The organism is Pseudoroseomonas ludipueritiae, from assembly GCF_014490445.1.
Lineage (GTDB): Bacteria > Pseudomonadota > Alphaproteobacteria > Acetobacterales > Acetobacteraceae > Pseudoroseomonas > Pseudoroseomonas ludipueritiae.
Map to the genome: position 1 here is coordinate 15,705 of NZ_JACTUZ010000003.1, position 19,472 is coordinate 35,176.

17 protein-coding genes are annotated in these 19,472 nt (G+C 66.0%); 3 read left to right on the forward strand and 14 right to left on the reverse strand.

Annotated elements, in window-relative coordinates; translation table 11 throughout:
- Positions 1–425 precede the first annotated feature (425 nt).
- The gene (locus IBL25_RS01745; protein ID WP_187776837.1) at positions 426–2,126 is read right to left on the reverse strand and encodes an aspartate:alanine exchanger family transporter; all 1,701 of its coding nucleotides are present in this window, start codon (positions 2,124–2,126) and stop codon (positions 426–428) included.
- 394 nt (positions 2,127–2,520) lie between these two features.
- Here IBL25_RS01745 and IBL25_RS01750 point away from each other — a divergent pair, with 394 nt between their 5' ends.
- Positions 2,521–3,918, forward strand: coding sequence for a glutamate decarboxylase (locus IBL25_RS01750; protein WP_187776838.1), 1,398 nt, complete (start codon positions 2,521–2,523; stop codon positions 3,916–3,918).
- An 18-nt stretch (positions 3,919–3,936) separates the two neighbouring features.
- Positions 3,937–5,631 (forward strand): aspartate-alanine antiporter-like transporter, encoded by a 1,695-nt coding sequence (locus IBL25_RS01755; protein ID WP_187776839.1) that lies wholly within the window; start codon positions 3,937–3,939, stop codon positions 5,629–5,631.
- A 473-nt stretch (positions 5,632–6,104) separates the two neighbouring features.
- Here IBL25_RS01755 and IBL25_RS01760 read toward each other — a convergent pair whose 3' ends face one another.
- The 13 genes from IBL25_RS01760 to IBL25_RS01820 form a co-directional block, all read right to left on the reverse strand.
- A complete protein-coding gene (locus IBL25_RS01760) occupies positions 6,105–6,575 on the reverse strand; it encodes a hypothetical protein (protein WP_187776840.1) in 471 nt (156 codons plus the stop codon).
- A 108-nt stretch (positions 6,576–6,683) separates the two neighbouring features.
- Positions 6,684–7,364 carry a MarC family protein gene (locus IBL25_RS01765; RefSeq protein ID WP_187776841.1) on the reverse strand — a complete coding sequence of 227 codons (681 nt, stop codon included), beginning with the start codon at positions 7,362–7,364 and terminating at the stop codon, positions 6,684–6,686.
- 31 nt (positions 7,365–7,395) lie between these two features.
- A complete protein-coding gene (locus IBL25_RS01770; protein WP_187776842.1) occupies positions 7,396–7,824 on the reverse strand; it encodes a DUF1134 domain-containing protein in 429 nt (142 codons plus the stop codon).
- A 40-nt stretch (positions 7,825–7,864) separates the two neighbouring features.
- The gene (locus IBL25_RS01775; RefSeq protein ID WP_187776843.1) at positions 7,865–8,206 is read right to left on the reverse strand and encodes a hypothetical protein; all 342 of its coding nucleotides are present in this window, start codon (positions 8,204–8,206) and stop codon (positions 7,865–7,867) included.
- Between the two features lie 66 nt (positions 8,207–8,272).
- Positions 8,273–9,286, reverse strand: a complete 1,014-nt coding sequence (locus IBL25_RS01780) for an HAD family hydrolase (RefSeq protein WP_187776844.1) — start codon at positions 9,284–9,286, stop codon at positions 8,273–8,275.
- A gap of 26 nt (positions 9,287–9,312) precedes the next feature.
- On the reverse strand, positions 9,313–10,680 hold the full coding sequence (locus IBL25_RS01785) for a BatD family protein (RefSeq protein WP_187776845.1): 1,368 nt from the start codon (positions 10,678–10,680) through the stop codon (positions 9,313–9,315).
- Positions 10,677–12,245, reverse strand: coding sequence for a VWA domain-containing protein (locus IBL25_RS01790; protein WP_187776846.1), 1,569 nt, complete (start codon positions 12,243–12,245; stop codon positions 10,677–10,679). Before IBL25_RS01790 ends, IBL25_RS01785 begins: the two co-directional genes overlap by 4 nt.
- Positions 12,238–13,242 carry a vWA domain-containing protein gene (locus IBL25_RS01795; protein ID WP_187776847.1) on the reverse strand — a complete coding sequence of 335 codons (1,005 nt, stop codon included), beginning with the start codon at positions 13,240–13,242 and terminating at the stop codon, positions 12,238–12,240. The genes IBL25_RS01790 and IBL25_RS01795 overlap by 8 nt, the downstream gene beginning before the upstream one ends.
- A complete protein-coding gene (locus IBL25_RS01800) occupies positions 13,226–13,687 on the reverse strand; it encodes a DUF4381 domain-containing protein (protein WP_187776848.1) in 462 nt (153 codons plus the stop codon). Before IBL25_RS01800 ends, IBL25_RS01795 begins: the two co-directional genes overlap by 17 nt.
- Positions 13,684–14,646, reverse strand: a complete 963-nt coding sequence (locus IBL25_RS01805) for a DUF58 domain-containing protein (RefSeq protein WP_187776849.1) — start codon at positions 14,644–14,646, stop codon at positions 13,684–13,686. The genes IBL25_RS01800 and IBL25_RS01805 overlap by 4 nt, the downstream gene beginning before the upstream one ends.
- Before the next feature lies 1 nt (position 14,647).
- On the reverse strand, positions 14,648–15,661 hold the full coding sequence (locus tag IBL25_RS01810) for an AAA family ATPase (protein WP_187776850.1): 1,014 nt from the start codon (positions 15,659–15,661) through the stop codon (positions 14,648–14,650).
- Complete coding sequence (locus IBL25_RS01815; RefSeq protein WP_187776851.1) at positions 15,661–17,301, reverse strand: arylsulfatase; 1,641 nt, start codon at positions 17,299–17,301, stop codon at positions 15,661–15,663. The genes IBL25_RS01810 and IBL25_RS01815 overlap by 1 nt, the downstream gene beginning before the upstream one ends.
- Positions 17,302–17,314: 13 nt before the next feature.
- Positions 17,315–18,223, reverse strand: coding sequence for a formylglycine-generating enzyme family protein (locus IBL25_RS01820; protein WP_187776852.1), 909 nt, complete (start codon positions 18,221–18,223; stop codon positions 17,315–17,317).
- Between the two features lie 537 nt (positions 18,224–18,760).
- On the opposite strand from IBL25_RS01820, the gene IBL25_RS01825 reads away from it, so the two are divergent.
- Entirely contained in the window at positions 18,761–19,429 is a 669-nt protein-coding gene (locus IBL25_RS01825; RefSeq protein WP_187776853.1) for a response regulator, read from the forward strand.
- Positions 19,430–19,472 lie beyond the last annotated feature (43 nt).

Sequence of the window (19,472 nt, forward strand, 5' to 3'; positions counted from 1 at the left end):
TCCCTCACGCAGGGCCTGCCAAGAAATATGGCATTCCGCCGCGCCTAAAGCGACAAAAAACGTTACCCTTCCGTTGGAAGGATGCAATGTCGGCTCGTTTCTTACATTTCCTTGCAGCATGCTAGCTCGGACAAGGGATGCTGCAATAGCCCGCTGGCAGGCTGCGAAGCGGGAACATTGGATGACCCTTTCGCATCCTGACACCGCCACGCGGGCGTCGAGCTGCTTCAGGCAGCCGCCTGTCCTTACTGCCTCAGCAGGGCGGCATGGTCAGCGTGACGTGTGTTGCAGCACGCTCGGCCATGCCAGTCTTCGACACATGCGAGGTCCGTCATGCCTTCGGCCAGCCGCTTGCCCAAGAGCGGCTGGCCGAGGCGGTGGGGAGCGGTGAAAGCAGCCGGCCGGGAAAGAGGTGTCTTCTGCCGTCAGCCGGTAAAGAGCATGACGAAGTAGCCGCCCACCGTCAGCAACACGCCGGAAACGGCGTAGCCTACCGGAAACCCGAGCCACGGGACGCTGCTGCCTGCTTCGGCTGCTGCCTCCCGCGCCGGGCCCGAATGGCTGCGTGCCCCGGCGGTGGCACCCATCAGTAGAACCGGATGAATACGGAAGAGGTAGAGGCCGAGAACCCATACGATGAAGGGCGGAACCGAACAGGCCAGGAAGCCGATAATGAAGATGGACAACGCCAGAGTCCCGTTCAGTTGCGTCACCAGGGCGCCGCCAGAATTGACGCCGACGATGGCCACAAAGACCACAAGCCCCATATCCTCCAGGATGTTGCGCGCGGCGTTCGGCGTGTTTCCGAAGTAGCGGAGGCGTGACACCAGCGCTGAGACGATGATGCCGGAGAGCAGGAGGCCGCCGGCATTGCCGAGGCCGACATTGGAACCGAAGGCAGGAAACTGGATCAACCCAATCAGGAACCCCAGGATCATGCCGGCGCAGAGTGTCAGCAGATCGGTCGCCGTGCTCGGCCGTGCCAGCGGCCCGAGCAGCGCCGAAGCCCGGCTTAGCGCCGCCTTGCTGCCAATCACCGATAGAAGATCGCCACGTTTTAGTCGCGTCTGAGTGCCGATTGGTACCGGATGGCCGCCGCGTTCGATGGCGGTGAGCTGTATCTGCCCAGCGAGATCCGAACGGGCGTAGTCGCCCAGTTGTCGGCCCACTGCTTCTGGGTGGGTGAGCAAGATGGTGCCCTGGTCCAGCGGCACGGTCAGTGCCGCGCTGTCCGCGACCTCCGGGCCAATCAGGCCCATGCGGTCCGTCATCTCGCCTAATGGCCCGCCGAGTACGACGATGTCACCTAGCCGCATCACCAACTCTGGATCGGCGCCGAGGTTCTGGCCAGCCCGCCGTATGTTCGCGACCCGGTACATCGGGTACCGCTGACGGAAATCATGCACCGAGAGGCCGGCCACAGAATCATTATCGAGCCGATAAGCGCGCGCGGTGGTGGGACGATAGGCGGTGAGACCTGCCTCATCCACGTTGTTGACCCCGTGCTCCGCCTCGTACTCCCGCGCCAGGGCACGCGCATCCATTCCCCACCAGCGCGGCAGGTACTTGCAGATCAGAATGATGCCGACCGTTCCCCAGATATAGGTGATGCCGTACGAAAGCGCGATCATGGCGCTCACATCTTCAACCGATGTGCCTGGGCGGAGGGCCACAGCACCGGAGGTAATCGCCTGCTCTGCTGAGCCGATGGCAGCGGACATCGTCTGCGAACCCGCCAGCATGCCACCCGCCACGCCCTGCGGCAGATCGAGCAGCACGGCACCCGCGACAACGATCGCACCTCCGACCACGCAAGAAACGACCGCCAGGATGGTATAGGCGATGGCATCGCGGTTCAGTGAGTTCAGAAAGGAGGGGCCGACACGCAATCCCACGCCATACATGAAGAGGTAGTAGAACAAGCTCTTGGTGAAATCATCCAACTTCAGGGCGACGCCGTTCGCCGCGGCCCAGGCAGACAGGCCACAGCCGACGACGATGGCGGAGGCGACCATTCCAAGCCCGTAGCCGCGCAGGCTGACCCTGCCTACCCCCACGGCGAGCCCCACGACCAGGAACAACAGAATATAGGGATTTGACTCAAGGAACTGGAACAAGCCATGCATCTAGCGGCCCTTCTCAACAGCCTTGTCAGTGACGGAATGCTCGCGCTGCGTTAGGCCCGAGGGCATCGGGCAAAACCCGTGTTGTCTGTGCGGAATGACCTGAGACAGCCGACATTGCTCATATTTTCTTTGCTGCCGGCTTGCTCACGCCCGGTAGTTACCGGGATGCAGAGCGTCCCGCGGCGGTCCACCGCCTATCCCGGGTCGCGCAACTCGGTTCGATTCTACGTCCTGATGTTTGGCTGGCTGCCGCGAATACAGGAGGCAGGATGCACTGATGAGGACCACGGCCGCCGTGCCGGCTCCGGTCCCTTCCGCCTGTTTATCGGGGTTGCACCCGATGGGCAGCACCCGGGGCGCTCCAGAAGATGCTTGCGTAGCAAGGAGGCATACCATGACAGAGCAACCTCATCGCATGGTAGCGGAACAGCCAGAGAAGATGACACCCTGGGATATGTTCAACTTGGAGGTACCCCAGGACCATATGCCGATGCACGGTGTGCCCGCGCGTGTCGCCAAGGCGGTGGTCAACAGCGAATCCTGGACCGACGCCCGGCCGACGATGAACCTATCCTCCTTCGTGACCACCTTCACCGAGCCCGAATCAGAAGAGTTGATGCGGGAGCACTTTCTGAAGAACTACATCGACCATGATATGTACCCGCAGCTCTTCGCCATGGAGCAGCGAATGGTGCGTTGGCTGCACCGGCTGTGGCATGGGCCGAGTGATGTCACCCCGTATGGCACCGCCACAGTGGGCTCTTCAGAGGCCTGCATGCTGGCGGGGCTGGCGCATAAGTGGAACTGGCGCCAGGCCAGGGAGGCAGCGGGCAAGGATGCAACACGCCCGAACATGGTCACGGGCGGCAATGTACAGATCGTTTGGAAGAAGTTCCTGCGCTACTTCGACGTCGAGCCTCGGATCGCGCCGCTGAAGCCGGGCAATTACCGGCTGACCACGGAGCATCTCGATCGTCTGGTTGACGAAAACACCATCGCGGTGGTCGCGATCGCCGGGCAGACCTTCACCGGCGAAGATGACGATATCCAGGAGATTCACGACTGGCTGGATGCTTATGAGAAGCGCACCGGCCACAGCGTGCCCCTCCATATCGACGGTGCCTCAGGCGGCTTCGTCAACCCCTTCTGCTACCCGGACTACAAATGGGATTTTGCACTGCCACGGGTGCAGTCCATCAATGCTTCGGGGCACAAGTTCGGCCTGGTTCCGCCAGGGCTGGGCTGGGTGATCTTCCGTGATGACAAGGTTTTCAACAAAGACCTCATCTTCTACGTCAACTATCTTGGCGGTGAGATGCCGACGGCAACGCTGAATTTCAGCCGGAACGCATTCCAGATCGCGTTGCAATATTATACCTTCATTCGCCTGGGCTTCGATGGCTTCACGCGGATCATGAAACAGACGGTGCAGAACGCCGTGCATCTGCGCGACCGCCTGGTGGCCAGCGGACTCTTCACCATCATGAACGAAACCCAGCGCATTCCCGTCGTGGCGCTGACCCTGAAGCCGGAGTTCGCGAACTTCAATGAGTTCGATATCTCGGCAAAGGTCCGTGAGCGTGGCTGGGTGATCTCGGCCTATTCGATGCCGCCGGACGCTCAGACGGTGAACTCGCTGCGTGTGGTGGTCCGGCCGCATCTGAACAGCAACACGCTCGGCATCCTTGCCGATGACATCATTCATGCTTGCCAGTGGCTGCAGCAGCATGGCGGCAACGCGACACCTCCAGCTCTGCACGACACGTACAAGTCCAGCCCTGCCAAGTGCTGAAGGCAGAGACGGAATAACATGGAGCGAATCCACGCACTGCTGCAGCAGGCGCCTGAGCTCGCAATCTTCGCCGCCCTCGCCGTCGGTGTGCCGCTTGGCAGGCTGCAGCTTGGCCGTTTCGCGCTGGGGAACGCGGCGGCAGTGCTGTTGGTGGCGGTTGTTCTTGGCATTACCTTGACCGGGCCGGCCGGGGTGGTGCTGCCCACCACACTGAAGACCTTTGCCTTCGGCCTCTTTGTCTTCTCCGTGGGCTTCTCCGGCGGGCCGCAGTTCTTCGCCTCGCTGAGTTGGCGCACGCTCGATACGGTGGCGGTGGCATTGACGGTCGCCGTCGTTGGCCTGTTGTCCAGCATTGCCATGGCGCGGTTGCTGGGCTTCGATAAGGGCACCGCCGCAGGCTTGGCCGCTGGATCGCTGACGGAGACGGCACTTCTCGGTACTGCCAGCGGCGCTCTGGCGCAGCTGGCTTTGCCGGCAGCCGAAATCCATGCGCTTGAGGGGCGGGCGGCGGTTGCATTCGCCCTGACATATGTCTTTGGCACCATCGCCGTGGTATTTTTCTGCTCACAGGTCGCGCCCCGGCTGATGCGTGTTGACCTGCAGCAGGCGGCCCGCGCTTTGGAAAGCCGCATTGCTGCCAGCGGCAATGCACCGCGGCACGGCCTCGCGTATCGGCGGATCGATGCACGTGGCTTCCGGGTTACGACCGGAGCTGGACAGCGTATCGATGAGATCGAGGCGGCATTGGCCGAAGGCCATGGCTGCATCGAACATCTGAGGCGAGATGGCCAGCCGGTGCCGGTGGCTGCTGGCGAGCGGCTGCAGGTTGGTGACGAGGTGGTGGTAGCCGGGCGGCGTCCTGCCATCGTTGTCGCTGCTGGGCTAATTGGGCAGGAACTGGAGGGCTGGGACCTTCTGGCGCCGCTGGAGACCTTCAGTGCCGAGGTGGTGGTAACCCGGAAGGAACTCTCGGGCCGCAGCCTGCAGGAGGTAAGCGCTGAACTCGGTGAAAACGCTCACGGGGTTTTCCTCACATCGATCATCCGCCAGGGGCAGGAGATCGCCATCCTGCCAGACCAGGTGGTGTTGCAGGGCGATCTGGCGCGCCTTGTGGGGCCACGTCCGGCAGTCGAGAAAGTTATCGCCGCTGTCGGTCGTCGTCGCCAAGCCGGTGAACGCTCTGACATAGCAATGCTTGGCATCGGTCTTGCCTTGGGGACGTTGCTGGGCCTGCTGTCATTCGAGGTAGGAGGTATCCCGCTGAGCCTTGGCTCGGGCGGAGCTATCTTGGTGGCCGGCCTTGTCGCGGGCTGGTACCACGCCCGCAACCCGCTGATCGGTGATCTGCCGCCGCAGGCCGCGCGGGTGCTGTGGGATGTGGGCCTCACGGTGTTCGTCGCCATCATCGGGTTGAATGCCGGACCAGCGGCGCTGGCCGCGCTCGCCACGCAGGGGCTGCCCGTACTGGCGGCCGGGGTGGTGGTAGCTGTGCTGCCGCTCTTTGCTGCGCTGATTGTAGGCCGTTGGCTGCTTCGCATGGATCCCGTGATCCTTTGCGGTGCGATTGCGGGCGCGCAGACCCAGGATGCGGCCATGTTGGCTGTCTCAGATGCAGCCGAGAGTTCAACTCCGGTACTCGGGTTCACCGTCGCCTATGCTGTCGGCAACATTCTGTTGACCATGATTGGCCCGCTCGTCGTGGCAATGAGCTGAAGCGCGCTGGGGAAGAGTAACTGGAGGTGCGTGCAAGGCTTCCCTGGCTGAACACGCCGCCACGGTGGAGATGTTCGGCTGACGGTTCGTCAATATGGCCGTTCCATACCGTTCGTGGCGGACAAGTTGCTCTGACCCAGGTTGTGGATTCGTGATCAGGAGTTGTCTCCACGGGCCGCGCCTCAGTGGGCGTTGCGTAAATGTCCGGTAGCTATGCTTCACCCAAATGCATGGCACCGCTTTTGTGCCATCGAATGCCCCCTCCCCCGGTACAGCTCCTCCAGGTGCTGGCCACTGCGGATCGCCCATTGCCGCACCTGGCCGCCGGGCTCAGCGCCGTTGGGTTCATCCTGGCGCTTTCGCCCTAGGCCGGAGGGATCAAGCAGATCTCGCAGCAGCTCAATCCGCCGCCATGACTGGCGAATCAGGCCATCACGGCGTTGCATCGCAGGGTACCGGCGGCAGGGTGGCCTTCAGCGGAAGGAGATCACCATTACGTCGCCGCCGAGGCTCAGCATCAATCCCTCGCGCCGCGTCCGGAGCCGCAGCACCACACCCGCGCCATTTTCCATCCACATACCGCCGCCGCTGACATCGCCGATCGCGTAGCCCGCGCGCGCCCGGCCGTAAGTGCCGGCGAAGTCCTGGAGATTGTTCAGGTTGTAGACCTCGCCATCCGCCTCCAGGCGGGATGCGCCGATGCCGCCTACACCGAGGCCGGTCACCCTGAACGGGTAATCGCTCCCGCGGAAACGCAGCGTGCCGTGGCCCGCATCCCCACTGCCAATGAACGCGACCTGGACTTCCTCAATGGTCAGCGTTGCATCGGCAGCGCGGGGTGAGGATCCGTCGGGTCCGCTGGATGATGGGGCGCAGCCGGTAGCGGCACCCAGCAGGAAAGCAAGCGCGACGGCGGTACGGCGGCGGGAAAGCATCGGGATCATGTGACATCTCCGGGCGTTGCGAACCGTAGCCAACACCGCGCACGACAGGCATGGTATCAGGGTAATGCCTGAGAGCAGGCAGGAAATCTCCTGAGGCCATACCCGTGCTCAAGCGGCATTCCCGACGATGCGCGTTAGCACCGCCTCTATGCCGTTTAGCGCGATCTGCACGCCCACACAGACCAGCAGGAATGCTGAGAGCTTGGTCGCGACCAGCGTGCCGTTACTCCCCAGCCAGTTGGCCAGGGTGTCCGCGTGTCGGTAGCAGATCCAGACCAGCATTGCGACGGCTGCCGCAATGAGGAAGGCCACCAGCGCCGCCGCTAGCAACCGATGCTCGGAATTATCCTGGGCAGCACTTGCGGACAGCGCGATGGCGGCGGCAATCGAGCCCGGCCCGGTGGTCAGTGGCATGGTCAGCGGAAAGAAGGCCTGGCGCAGGGCGCTCGTGCGCGTGGACGGCTCGACTGCTTCGGCCGGCTCGGCTGGTTCAGCCACCAGCATCTGCCATCCGGTCATCACTACCACTGCGCCCCCGGCGATGCGAAGCGCCTCAAGCGAGATGCCAAAGAAGGCCAGCAATCGCGCACCCAACAGCATCGAGGCCAGAAGCAGGACGAAGCTGTTGCGGGAGACTATGCGCGCGAGCTGCCGCCGTTCGGGCTTGGCGAGGCCGCTGGTTGCCGCCTGGAACACGAAGGCAGTGCCAGCGGGGTTGATGATGCTAACCAGCGTCGAGACACCGAATAGCCATTCACCCAGCACTCGGGCGAGCAGGAAGCCGTCCATATCAGTGTTTCCTTCAAGCTGATGCCCCAGTTCAGTCCTGAAACGCGGCATCGAGGCCCGCCGGCGCGATGCGCAGCAGAGCGCCTTCATGCTGCGACCGTAGCCGCAGCAACACGCCCGCGGCATTGCGCAGCCGCAGCGGGTGCGGGCCGGAACTTCCTTCCGGCGCTGACGCCGTCGGCTCCTCCTGGTAGTTCCCCGGGAAATCCTCCAGCCTCTTCAGGCCGAAGATCTCCCCGCTTGCGCTGACCGATGCGAGCCCGAGGCTGCCGACTTCAATGCCACTGATCTTCACCGCGTAATCCTTGCCGCGGAAATGCAGCCGCCCGCCTCCGAAGCTTCCGCCAAGCACCAGCAGGCCAACATGCACCAGCTCGATCTCCAGCGTCGCATCCGGGTTGGGATCGGAGTGGCGCCGCGGCTGCGCGGCGGCCGGCCAGTGGTGCAGCAGCGAAGCCACGCCCAGCAGGAAGCCGCGGCGGCCATGGCGTGGCGCTGGATCAGATCTCCGGGGCGACGCAGTCGTTGCCTCGGCTTGTGAAACCATGCACGACATTGTCTGCCACCTCGAACGTAACGTCGCAGCTGTATGTCTGCACGTTGTAGCCGCCGGCCCAACCCCAGCCGCCGAGTGCTTCGCCCACCACCTTGCGGCGCTCATACTGCAGGAAGCGCCTGCTTCCGGCCTGGTATACGCGGACCGGCACGCCGAGCGCGGCAACCAGCTCGCCTTCCGAACGGCCGACATAAGGCGCGAGGCGGCTCTCGAAGCCTGCCCTGGTCGCGCAGCCGGAAAGCACCAGCAACAGGACTGAAGCGGCGGATAGCGGCAGTCGCGGCATGCGACTTCTCCTTTCTTGGAAATCAACCGCAACGCGGATCTGAGGCTGGCCGCAGGATCGCGGGCATCATAGAGGAGGGAATACGGTGGACCAGTCCTGCCGCATCGATACGACGCTCCAGCCGCGCACGGGTGCCTGGTCCAGTGCGCGGTCCAGCCTGCCGATCGGGCTCTGCCGGTCATAGGCAACCTCACGGGCCGCGTCGTCATGATGCACCACCAGCCCCAGCCGGCGCCCCGGGGGGGCCGTGACGTACTGCAGCATCTCAAGATCGCCGTCGGAATTGCCGAATGCGGCGATCGGCCGGCGGCCGATGAACTTGCCGATCGCTACCGGCTTGCCTGGCCCGTCGTCGATGAAGTCCATCTCGGCCAAACGATGGAGTTCCGGCTGCCCACCTTGCGGGAAGCGGAAGACGCTGCGGATGCTGGAGCCGATGACGCGCTGCGGCGGAATGCCGTACGCCCGCTCGCTCCAGGCACGGACGAACTCGATGCCGCCGCCGGAGACGATGTAGTTCGCGAAGCCATTTCGTTCGAGCAGCGCCAGCAGCTCCAGCATCGGCTGATAAATGGTGGTCAGGTAGGGCCGGTGGAACTTCGGATGCCGGGCGGTGGAGAGCCAGGCATTGACCTCTTCCTCGAAGGCCTCTGGAGTGCTGCCGGCATGCGTCGCGAGCATCAGCTCCATGATGCCGCGTGAGCCAAGTGCGGCCAGCTCAGCTTCGTCGCGCTTCAGGGCGGTGCGGAACGGTTCCGTGGTGCTCCATTCCGGGTGATGCGGCGCCATCTGCCGTATCCGGTCCAGCGCGAACTCGAACTGTACCGTGGGAATCTCGCACCACAAGGTGCCGTCGTTGTCGAAGACCGCGATGCGGGCAGGCGGAGGCACGAAGTCCGGCCCCCCTTCCCGCGTGACGGCCTCGACGAAGTCGATGATCGCCTGGCGGGCGGCACTGGGCTTCCAGGAGGGCAGCGCTTCCGAAGCAGGTTGCGCCCCGGCCGGACGCGGCGCGACGAAGGCAAGCAAACCAAGTGTGCCGAGGGTGCGGCGGCTCAGACCGGTTGGGCGAGGAGGCATGGCACGATCTCCAGGGTGGAAGGTTTTCATCGATGCCAGCCCGGCAGGATGAGGCGTGGCGGGGGCGTGGGGGAACCAGCCGGGTTGAGAGAAGGCAGCGCCGCCTCCCGCCTGCCAGGGCTGCGCCTCCGCAGCCGCCGGCGCGCCTTCACTGCCGCGGCCGCCAGGCCAGCGCCGTTCCAGGCCCGCCCGGGAGCCTGGGCCGGTGCCGCGAAGCAGAGGTCCGACAGCCTGGCCGCTTCTGCTGCCAAGGCTGGGCTCCGGCTCAGCCGGGCCAGCTCAGGCAGGGTGGGCAAGTGCGGCGGCGGCAGGATGAGCGCCGCCCAGCGCAGCAGCGCCGCCATCGCGGGGCGCGCTGCATTGGCATGGCAGGCTCGGCGCAGCGCGGCGAAGGCGGCCGCTTCCGGCGTCTCGGCCGGCATGAGGCGCCGTGGCAGCTTGCCATGCCGGACAGCCCACCAGCCGAGCAGGCCCAGGATCAGGGCCAACAGGACCAGCATGGCCGGTGCGGTCCTCCACCAGGGGCGGGAATGGGGCGCCACGGGCACGGCGACCGCCTCGATCACCAGCGGTGCGATGGCAAGTTCGGTCAGCGCGCCGCTGTCCGGGTTGAACCATTGCAGTTGACTGCCCGGCAGCACGAAGCGGCCGGGGCGCTGCGGCACGAAGGCGGCGCTGTCGATACGCTGGGCCCTCAGCACGCCACGCTCACTGCTGTCCTCCAGCCGCGGCGGGTCCGGGTAGGCGCGCATGCCCGAAGGTGCCTGCCAGTCGACGGCCGGCAGAACCATGCTGGTGGTGTCGCTGACCCGCAGCGTGATACGGCGGGTCAGAGCCTCACCCACCGGCACACGCGCGGGGTCCCCCTGAACTTCGCTGGTCAGGCTGGCTTCGGGCGAAGTGACCAGGCGGTGCAGGTCGCGCACACCGGGTGGCAGCCGCACCTCAAAGGTGAGAGGCTGGCTTTCGGCCTGAGCGGTGATGCTGCCGCCGTCGTCGCCGATGACCGGGGCAACAAGCTTCAGCGCAGGGAAGACCAGTGATCCGGTCTGCAGCGGGAAAAGGTCGTAGCGGTGCTGCAGCAGCACATAGCTCACGCCCCCCTCGCGCTCCGTGCCCGGTGTCGTGCTGCCGTTCGGAAGCACAACGGCGTGGCCGGTCATGGCAGGATCGGGAAAGCTGGGTGAGCCACCGAAGCGCACCCGTGTCCGCAGGATGGCGGTGAGGCCGACATGCTGGCCGAACCACAGCGGGCCAGGCTGGTCAGGCACGACACGCAGCTCCAGCGCCGGCTGGGCGCGGAGAGGAGCGGGCAGCAACATCGCGGCGGCCAGCAGCAGCGGGCCAGGCAAGGGTGCAACCAGTCTGGAAAAGGCCGGCGGGAGGGCCCTCATGGCGGCGCTTCCTCAAGTTGCTCGGCGAAGCGCCGCCGCAGGAAATCCGCGGGACTGCCACCCACGCGTCTCATCCAAAGGGCGGTGATCTCGGAATCCGACAGTCCGTCCTGCGGGGCTGGCGGCGCCCCCGGTCGCGGCGGCGGCGGCTGTGGACCCTGGCGGTCGACCACCGTGGCATCCGCCTTCTCGTTCATCTGGTCACTCGACTGCCGGGCCCGCTCGGCGTCCAGTGCCTGCTGATAGGCGAGGAAGGCGCTCGCAATGGCACGGTTGGCCTGAGCAGCCGGGAAGTCAGGCCGGAGCGCCAGGGCACGGTCGTAGGCGTCGAGCGCCGCCTGCCAGGCATGTGGTTGCAGCAGTGCCGCATTGCCGCGGTTGAACCAGGCCTCCGGCGTGTCCAGCGCCGAGAATTCGGCAATGGCACGGGCATAGTCGCCGGCGCGGTAGGCAGCGGCCCCGCGCCAGGCAGGGTCGCTGAACAAATCCATGGCGGCGGCGAAGTCGCCTCGCTCATAGGCGAGGCGTCCGCGTTGGTCATCGGTCAGGAACCAGCGTGCCAACCAGCCGAAATGCTCCTGCCCGGGACTTGGCGACTGAGCCAGGGCCGGGGCCGACAGCAGCCCCACCAGCAGCGCGGGCAACAGAAAGCCACGGCGTGACCAGAGCAGGGCCAATGGCAGGAGCAGCCAGGCGATGGCATAGCCTGAATCGCGCCAGCGCAGGTCCGGGTCCTGAGCAGTTGCGGCCGCGACATGCCGGCGCGCTGCCGCCAGCACGGCTTGGAGGTCGGCATCGTCCGGGGTCGCGGCAATGCGTGTGGCGCCACGCGCCCCATCCAGCGCGCCGGCCGCCGTGTTGCCGGTTGCCAGCACCAGGACGGCATGCCGGCTGCCACGGAGGGCAGCGGCGAACCCATCGCCGGCCGCCGCCGGTACCCGGCTGGTGAGCAGCAAAATGGTGCCGACGCCCTCTTTGTCAGTTCCTCCCGCCCGCTGGCGCTCCAGCTGGTGCCGCGCCAACCGGAGCGCCGCCGCGGGATCGTCGCCGTCGCGCGGCATCAGCCCGGGTGCCAGCGCGTCCAGGTAGAGGCCCAGCAGTGTCGCGTCGGCGGTCGGCGGCAGCACCAGATGCGCTGTGCCGGCATAAGCCAGGAGGCCGGTGCGGGCGGTGCCGCGCATCGCCATCAGGTCGCGGATCTTGCGCCGGGCTGCGTCCAACCTTGGAGCAGCGGCGGTCGAGAGGTCGAGCGCTATCATCATCGGCGCATCATCGGCCAGGCCCGGTTGAGCCTCACGCCGCCAGCTCGGCCCGGCGAGTGCCAGGCTGGCCAGCACGAGCAACGCCCAGAGGCAGGGCAGCGGCCTTATCCAGCGCCGCCGGCCCTGGCCAAGCAGCAGATGCGGTAGCAGCGCCGGTGCGACCACACCCTGCCAGCCGCCGCGGCGTGGCTGCCGCTTCCAGGCCAGCAATGCGGCCAGCGTCGCCGGCAGGAGCAGCAACAGCCACCAGGGCCGCAGCCAGTGCGACGCGGCCCAGGCCTCGGCCATGGATGCGTCAGCCATGCCGCACCTCCCGCCGCATGGCGGTGGCAAGCAGCGCGGCCATCGCCAGCAGGGCAAAGCCGGCCAGCGGCCAATGGAACAGCGGCGCGCGCGGCTGGGCCACCTGGCTTGCGAAGCGCTGCGGCTCGATGCGGTCGATCTCGGCGTAGATGCCAGCCAGCGAGGCGGCGTCGGTGGCGTGAAAATGCCGCCCCCCCGCGGCTGCCGCGATAGCCTCGAGACCCGGGATGTCGAGCGCCGCCTCGCCCACGGCCGCCGGATCGCCCATGGAGACGGCATAGATGCGGATGCCGAGGCCCGCGGCGATCTGCGCGGCGCGCAGTGGCGGCACCTTGCTGCCGGTGTCGTTGCCATCGGTCAGCAGGATGAGGAGCCGGCCTTGAGCCTCTGCCTTCTCGAAGCTCTGCGCGGCAAGGCCGATGGCTTCGCCGATCATGGTCTGCGGGCCGGCCAGACGTGGCTGCACCTCAGCCAGCAACTCCAAGAGGGTATCGTGGTCGTCGCTGAAAGGGGCCAGCACGAAGGCGGCGCTACCGAAGACGATCACCCCGATGCGGTCCGCGGGCCGGCGCGCGATGAAGTCGCGTAGCACCGCCTGCGCGGCGGACAGCCTGCTCTCCCGGGTCCCGGCTGGAGTGGTGAAGTCCTGCGTTTCCATTGAGCCCGAGAGATCGAGGGCCAGCATCAGGTCACGGCCGCTGGATTGGCGCGTGACCGGCGGCTCCAGCCGCTGCGGCGCGGCAAGGGCCAGCAGCAGCAGCAGCCAGGCAGCCGCGGAGAGGCAGTGCTGCCAAAGGCGCCGCGTCGGGTCGGGCGGCAGTGGCCGCGCCGCGTCCGCCGCAAGCCGGCGCAGGGCCGGGAAGCGCAGCGCCCAGCGGCGGTCGCGCCAGACTGGCAGCAGCAGCCGCAGCAGCCAGGGCAAAGGCAGAAGAGCCAGCACCCAGCCATGCGCCAGTACCAGGGCGCTGAGGCCGAGCTGCTCAGCCAGCGCGGTCATGGAATTCGAGCCAGCGCCGGGCCGCTGCCAGGGCCAGTTCCGCAGCGGCGGGGCGATAAGCGATCATCGCCAAGGCACGCGCCTCCTCCGGCCGCAGCCGGGCGCGTGGCGCGCTTCGATTGAGCCAGGCCGCCCAGGCCTCGCCGCTCAGCGCCGCGACTTCAGAGCGCGGATGTGCCGCAAGGGCAGCCCGCTTGATCAATGCTGGAAGTGCCGCCCAGTCACCCCGGGCCGAGGCCTCTTCCACCGCGTGGCGCGCCGCGCGCCGCCAGGCATCGCGCCGCCAGCGGCGCCACATGCGCCAGAGGAAGGCCAGCAGAAGCCCCAGGAGCAGCAGCCCGAGAAATGCCCATGCCGGCGTCGCCGGCCAGAGCGGGACCGGCGGGGGCAGCAGGATGTCCTGCATCTTCTCGAGGCTGGGCATCGGCGGCAGGTCGGGATTCACGGTGCCCGCCCCCCGCCGCCGGTGGCTGTCCGCCGTTGCCCCATCTGACGGCGCAACTGCGCCGCCGGCTCCGCATCGGTGCCGATCGGCAGCACCGGTACCGCGTGCCGCCTGCCGGCGCCGCAAAGTGCCTCAAGCCGCGCCGCGACGCCCGTACGAACGCGCTGGCCGAGGTTGCTGGCCGCCGGGTCAAGCAGAGCAGGTCCGCTTCCGTCATCGGCGAGGCCGCGCCACGGCGGTGCCGGTAACTCCGCTTCCAGCGGGTCCGAGACCGGAATCACCATGAGCTCGTTGTGCCGCCGCAGCCGGTCGAGCGCGGCCCTGGTGCCAGCGTCGGCCGCGAAAAGGTCGACAACCAGCAAAATCAGCGCATCGTGGGGCGCCAATGTGGCGGTGTGCTGCAATGCCTTGTTGAGCGCGGCGGGGCCCGAGGGGGCAGTGGGCATTGCCGGCAAGCGTGCGGCTAAAGCCAGAACCGACTGCAGGATCTGCATAACCGCGGCTCGGCTCCGCGCCGGCCGGATCTCCCGCACCGTATCACTGCTGAACAGAACGGCACCGACACGGTCGCCGGCCGCCAGACAGCGCCATGCGGCCAGCGCTACGACCTCAGCGGCTCGCGTCACCTTGGTGGCGGTCCGGCTGCCGAAGAACATCGCCGGGGACAGGTCCACCACCAGGAAGACCGGGCGGTCGCGTTCCTCTGTGAAGATCCTGCTCTGCGGCCGGCCGGTACGGGCCGTGGCACGCCAATCCATCTGCCGCAGGTCGTCGCCCGGCCGGTAAGCGCGGATCTCCTCGAAGCTGAGGCCGCGGCCGCGGATGCGGGAAGCGCGGCGGCCCGGCAGCAGCGCCCTCACCGCCTGGCCGGCCCGGAAAGAGAAGCCGCGGGCACCGTGCTGCAGGCGAATCAGGTCCGCGAGATCCGGCAGCAGGCCCGGGGTGGGCGGCGCCGCCATGTCAGGCCACCGCCACCAGAGTCAGCAGCCGGGCCAGCACATCATCCGGCGTGACGCGGTCGGCATTGGCCTCGTAGGAGAGAACCAGCCGGTGGCGCAGCACGGCGGCGGCCACGGCGCGCACATCATCCGGCTCCACGTGATCGCGGCCCGCCAGCCAGGCACGGGCGCGCGAGGCACGGCCGAGGCCGATGCTGGCGCGCGGGCTGGCGCCCACTTCGATCCAGCGGCCTAGCTCGGCATCGTAGTCGGCGGCCCGCCGAGTGGCACAAACGAGGGCCACGACGTAATCGTCGATCGCTTCCGCGACGTGCATATGCCGCAGCGAAACACGCGCATCAAAGATCGCCTGCTGCGGAATGGGCTCGCCAGCCGGCGCCGCCGGCTGTGCCTCCTCGCCCCGGACGAGCTGCAGAACTGCCTTCTCCTCCGTCTCGCTCGGATAGCCCACCCGCAGATGAAGCAGGAAACGGTCGAGCTGCGCCTCCGGCAGCGGATAGGTGCCTTCCTGCTCGATCGGGTTCTGCGTTGCCATCACGGTGAAGAGCGGCGGCAGGGCATGGCTGGTTCCGGCGACGGTGACCTGACGCTCTTCCATCGCCTCCAGCAGCGCCGACTGCACCTTGGCCGGCGCTCGGTTGATCTCGTCCACCAAGATCAGATTGCCGAAAATCGGGCCCTTCTCGAAACGGAAGGCGGCTTCGCCGCCCGCCTGGTGGTAGACCTCACTGCCGATGACGTCAGTCGGCAGGAGGTCCGGCGTAAACTGGATGCGGCGGAAATCGGCCTCAAGGGCTGAGGCCAATGACTTCACTGCCCGCGTCTTGGCAACCCCGGGCAGCCCTTCCAACAGCACGTTGCCATCGGCCAGAAGGGCGATCAGGAGATGCTCGATGACCGCCTGCTGGCCGATGATAGCGCGGCCCATGCGGGTACGCAGCTCGGCGAAGGCCGCACGCGCAGCATCGCTGGCAGCCTCCGAACCGGCAGGCAACTGGGGGGCCGCGCTGGACATCAGTGGGACGCCACCCTTCCGGCTGCCTCAGTCAGCATCTTCAGGTACCGGTCCACGTTGAACGAGGCCGGCGCCTGACGTGGCGGAAAGTCCTTGAAGGTCCCCAGCCATTTGGCCGAGGTTTCCTGCGCCACCAGGATCAGGAAGGAGTTCTGGATCAGCCAGTGGTAGTAATTGTTGGAGTCGGTCGGAGCCCGCTCCATCGGGTCCATCTTGAGATCGATGATCAACGGGATGCGCAGATGGACGAAAGGATCCATCCAAACACGGAAGCCATGCGAGCGCTGTTCGGCGAAGACGAACTTCCAGCGCCCTTTCCGAACCGCCACCAGCTCGCCGTCATCGTCAAAGTAGAAGAACTCGTCGCGCGGACTCGGTGCGTCACCGGTCAAGGTTGGCAACTGGTTATAGCCATCCAGGTGCACCTTGAAGGTACGTCCGCTGACGGCATGACCAGCCAGCAGCTTTTCCTTGATGTCCGGTACGCCGGCGGCAGCCAGCAGGGTCGGCATCCAGTCATTCGCGCCGACAACTCCGGTGACGACCTTGCCGGCTGGAATACGGCCGGGCCACCGAATAGCGCAGGGCACCCGGAAGCCGCCTTCCCAGTTCGTGTCCTTTTCGCTGCGGAACGGCGTGATGGCGCCGTCCGGCCACTCGTTGAAATGCGGGCCGTTGTCGGTGGAGTAGACCACGATCGTATCATTGGCGATGCCGAGGTCATCGAGCTTCTTCAGGATCTGCCCGACGTGGTCGTCATGCTGCACCATGCCATCCGCGTAGAAGCCAAGGCCCGTCTTGCCGTTGTAGCTCTCCGGTACGTGCGTATAGATGTGCATGCGGGTTGCATTGTGCCAGATGAAGAAAGGGCGGCCGGCCTGGTGCTGGCGATCGATGAAGTTGATGCAGGCCGCCGTGGTCTCGTCGTCGATGGTCTCCATCCGCTTGCGGTTCAGCGGCCCGGTATCTTCCACACGGCCATCCGCATAGCTACGGATGACGCCGCGGGGGCCCCAGCGGCGACGGAACGCAGGGTCCTGCGGATAATTCGGACGCTCCGGCTCTTCCTCCGCGTTCAAGTGATACAGGTTGCCGAAGAACTCATCGAAACCATGCTGCGTCGGGAGGAACTCGTCCTTGTCGCCCAGATGGTTCTTGCCGAACTGCCCGGTTGCATAGCCGAGCGGCTTCAGCATCTGGGCGATGGTGGGGTCGTTGGCGTCCAGGCCGATATCGGCGCCAGGGCTGCCGACCTTGGTCAAGCCGGTACGCACCGGCGATTGGCCGGTAATGAACGCAGCGCGGCCCGCCGTGCAGGACTGCTCGCCATAGTAGTCGGTGAAGGTCGCGCCTTCCCGGTGAATACGATCGATATTGGGTGTGCTGAAGCCAGTCACGCCGCCATTGTTGTGGCTGATGTTCCACAGCCCGATATCGTCGCCGAAGATGACAAGGATATTGGGAGGGCGGCCACTGCCAGCCGCCGGCGCTGCCGACGGGGCCGTGGGAGCAGGGCTGGGAGCCTGCGCCTGGGCAAGTAACGGCGTACCAATGCTGGCCAGGGCCGATGCGCCAGCGGCGCCGCCGAGGAGGATGTTGCGCCTGTTCAGGCGCGATTCTTTCGGTGGCTGGTGTGGCATGGATCTCTCCTTGTCAGGGACTGAGCCGACGAACGCAGCGGAAGCCCAGATGGCTCATGGCGCTGTCGACCATCTGTGGCTGCCGCCCTGCTGGGCGGTACCGCCGGCAATAATCAGGGGAGCAGAGGAAGGAGCCGCCCTTCACGACCTTGCGCGGTATGCGCAGGTGCGGCTGCCGTGGATCGTAGCTGCGCCTTTCGCGGTCCGGCGCTGCGCAGCAGGGCGAGACGACCGGATCATCCTCATGGCGCGACGCATACCAGTCGTCCGTCCATTCCCACACATTACCAATCATGTCGTGCAGCCCGTACCCGTTTGCCGGATAGCTGCCGACCGGCGAGGTGCCGGCATGGCCGTCGGCCGCAAGGTTCAGCCAGGGGAATGAGCCCTGCCACGTATTGGCCATATGCATGCCTTTGGGCACAAGCTCCGCACCCCAGGCGAACTCGGCGCCGTCAAGGCCGCCACGCGCGGCGAACTCCCATTCAGCCTCCGTGGGCAAAGCCTTGCCTGCCCAATTGGCGAAGGCCACGGCATCCTCATGGGCGATATGCACCACTGGATGATTTTCCCGGCCCTTCGTGCTGCTCCGCAGCCCTTCAGGATGCCGCCAGCAGGCGCCGGGAACATAGCTCCACCAGTTGCGCAGGTCGTTTGTCTTGACGGGGCGCGGAGGCGGGGTGAACACCAGTGCACCCGGCACGAGGGCTGCGGGCGACGCGCCGGGATAAAGCGCCGGATCGAGTGGCCGCTCCGCCACGCTACGGTAGCCTGTTTCCGACACAAAGGCAGCGAAGTCGCCATTGGTGACCGGCCGTGTGTCAATCCAGAACGAGCGGACCTGACGGTGATGAGCCGGGCCTTCCTCGGGGTAGTGGTGGTCCGAGCCCATCAGGAATGTGCCACCGCGCAAGAAGACCATGGGCGACCCGCGGGCCACGTCATCCGATGAAGCGACTTGTGCGCCGGCGCAGCAGCCTGATGCCATCAGCCTTGCTCCTCTGCCTCCGCGACGGGCACGCCCGGAGAAGCGAAAGGCTAGAAGGGGGTCGAGGTGGAGCGTATCGGGTTAAACCCTGATGGTTTTCAAATACGGGCCTGAGGCCCTGGAGCACGGCTTTTATCCAGCCCCTCATAACATTGATGTGAATAACTGGAGGCGGTGAGACAAAGTCAGAAAGGGAGGAAGGCACGACCTTGTCTATATTGCTGATCTTCAGGCCTGCAATGCCGCAGGGCGCCCTTGCCTCAGAGCATTGCAGAACCGAACGGACCATGGCTACAATCCTGTAGCGCTTCCGGATGCGATGGTGGCGGGCAGAGGATGCCGAAACTGACTTGCTCGTACTACCTATCTTCCCACCCTGGATTACGGGATTGGCCCGATCATCACGGGTTCAGCTCCTGATCTAGGATCGGATGATGACATGTCGTCAGGTCTAGCGGAGCAACGCGACCCATGCCTCACCAGAGCGGCCCGGTGCGCATACTCATCGCGGACGACCACGATGTCGTCCGACATGGACTCCGCGCGATGCTGGAGGCGCATGCCAATTGGGAGGTTTGCGGCGAGGCGCTGAACGGGCGTGAGGCCGTCGAGCTGGCTGCGCAGCTTCTTCCAGATATCGCCATTCTCGACATCTCCATGCCGAGCCTGAATGGCCTCGACGCTACCCGCATGATTCGGAAATCCTCGCCGAAGACCGAGGTGCTGATCTTCACCATGCATGACAGCGAGCAGCTGATCCGGGAAGTGCTGTCGGCAGGTGCCAAGGGGTATCTCCTCAAGTCCGACGCGGCGCGCTCGATGGTCGCTGCGGTGGAGGCACTGTCGGTCCACCGGCCGTATTTTAACTGGAAGGTGAGCGAAACCATCCTCGATGGCTTCCTGCGCGCCGCGGTGGCGCCGATGGCCGGTGGCACCGCCGGCGAGCCTCTCACTCCGCGTGAACGTGAGATCGTGCAGTTGCTTGCTGAGGGCCTTAGCAACAAGGAAGTCGCCACCCGGCTCGACATCAGCATCAAGACAGTGGAGACGCATCGCTCCACGGTGATGCGCAAGGTGGATGCGCATTCGGTTGTCGATCTCGTGCGCTACGCGCTGCGCAACAATCTGACCTCGATCTGACAAAGGACGCAGGCTGTTCGGAGAAGCGCTGCGTCCACCTGCC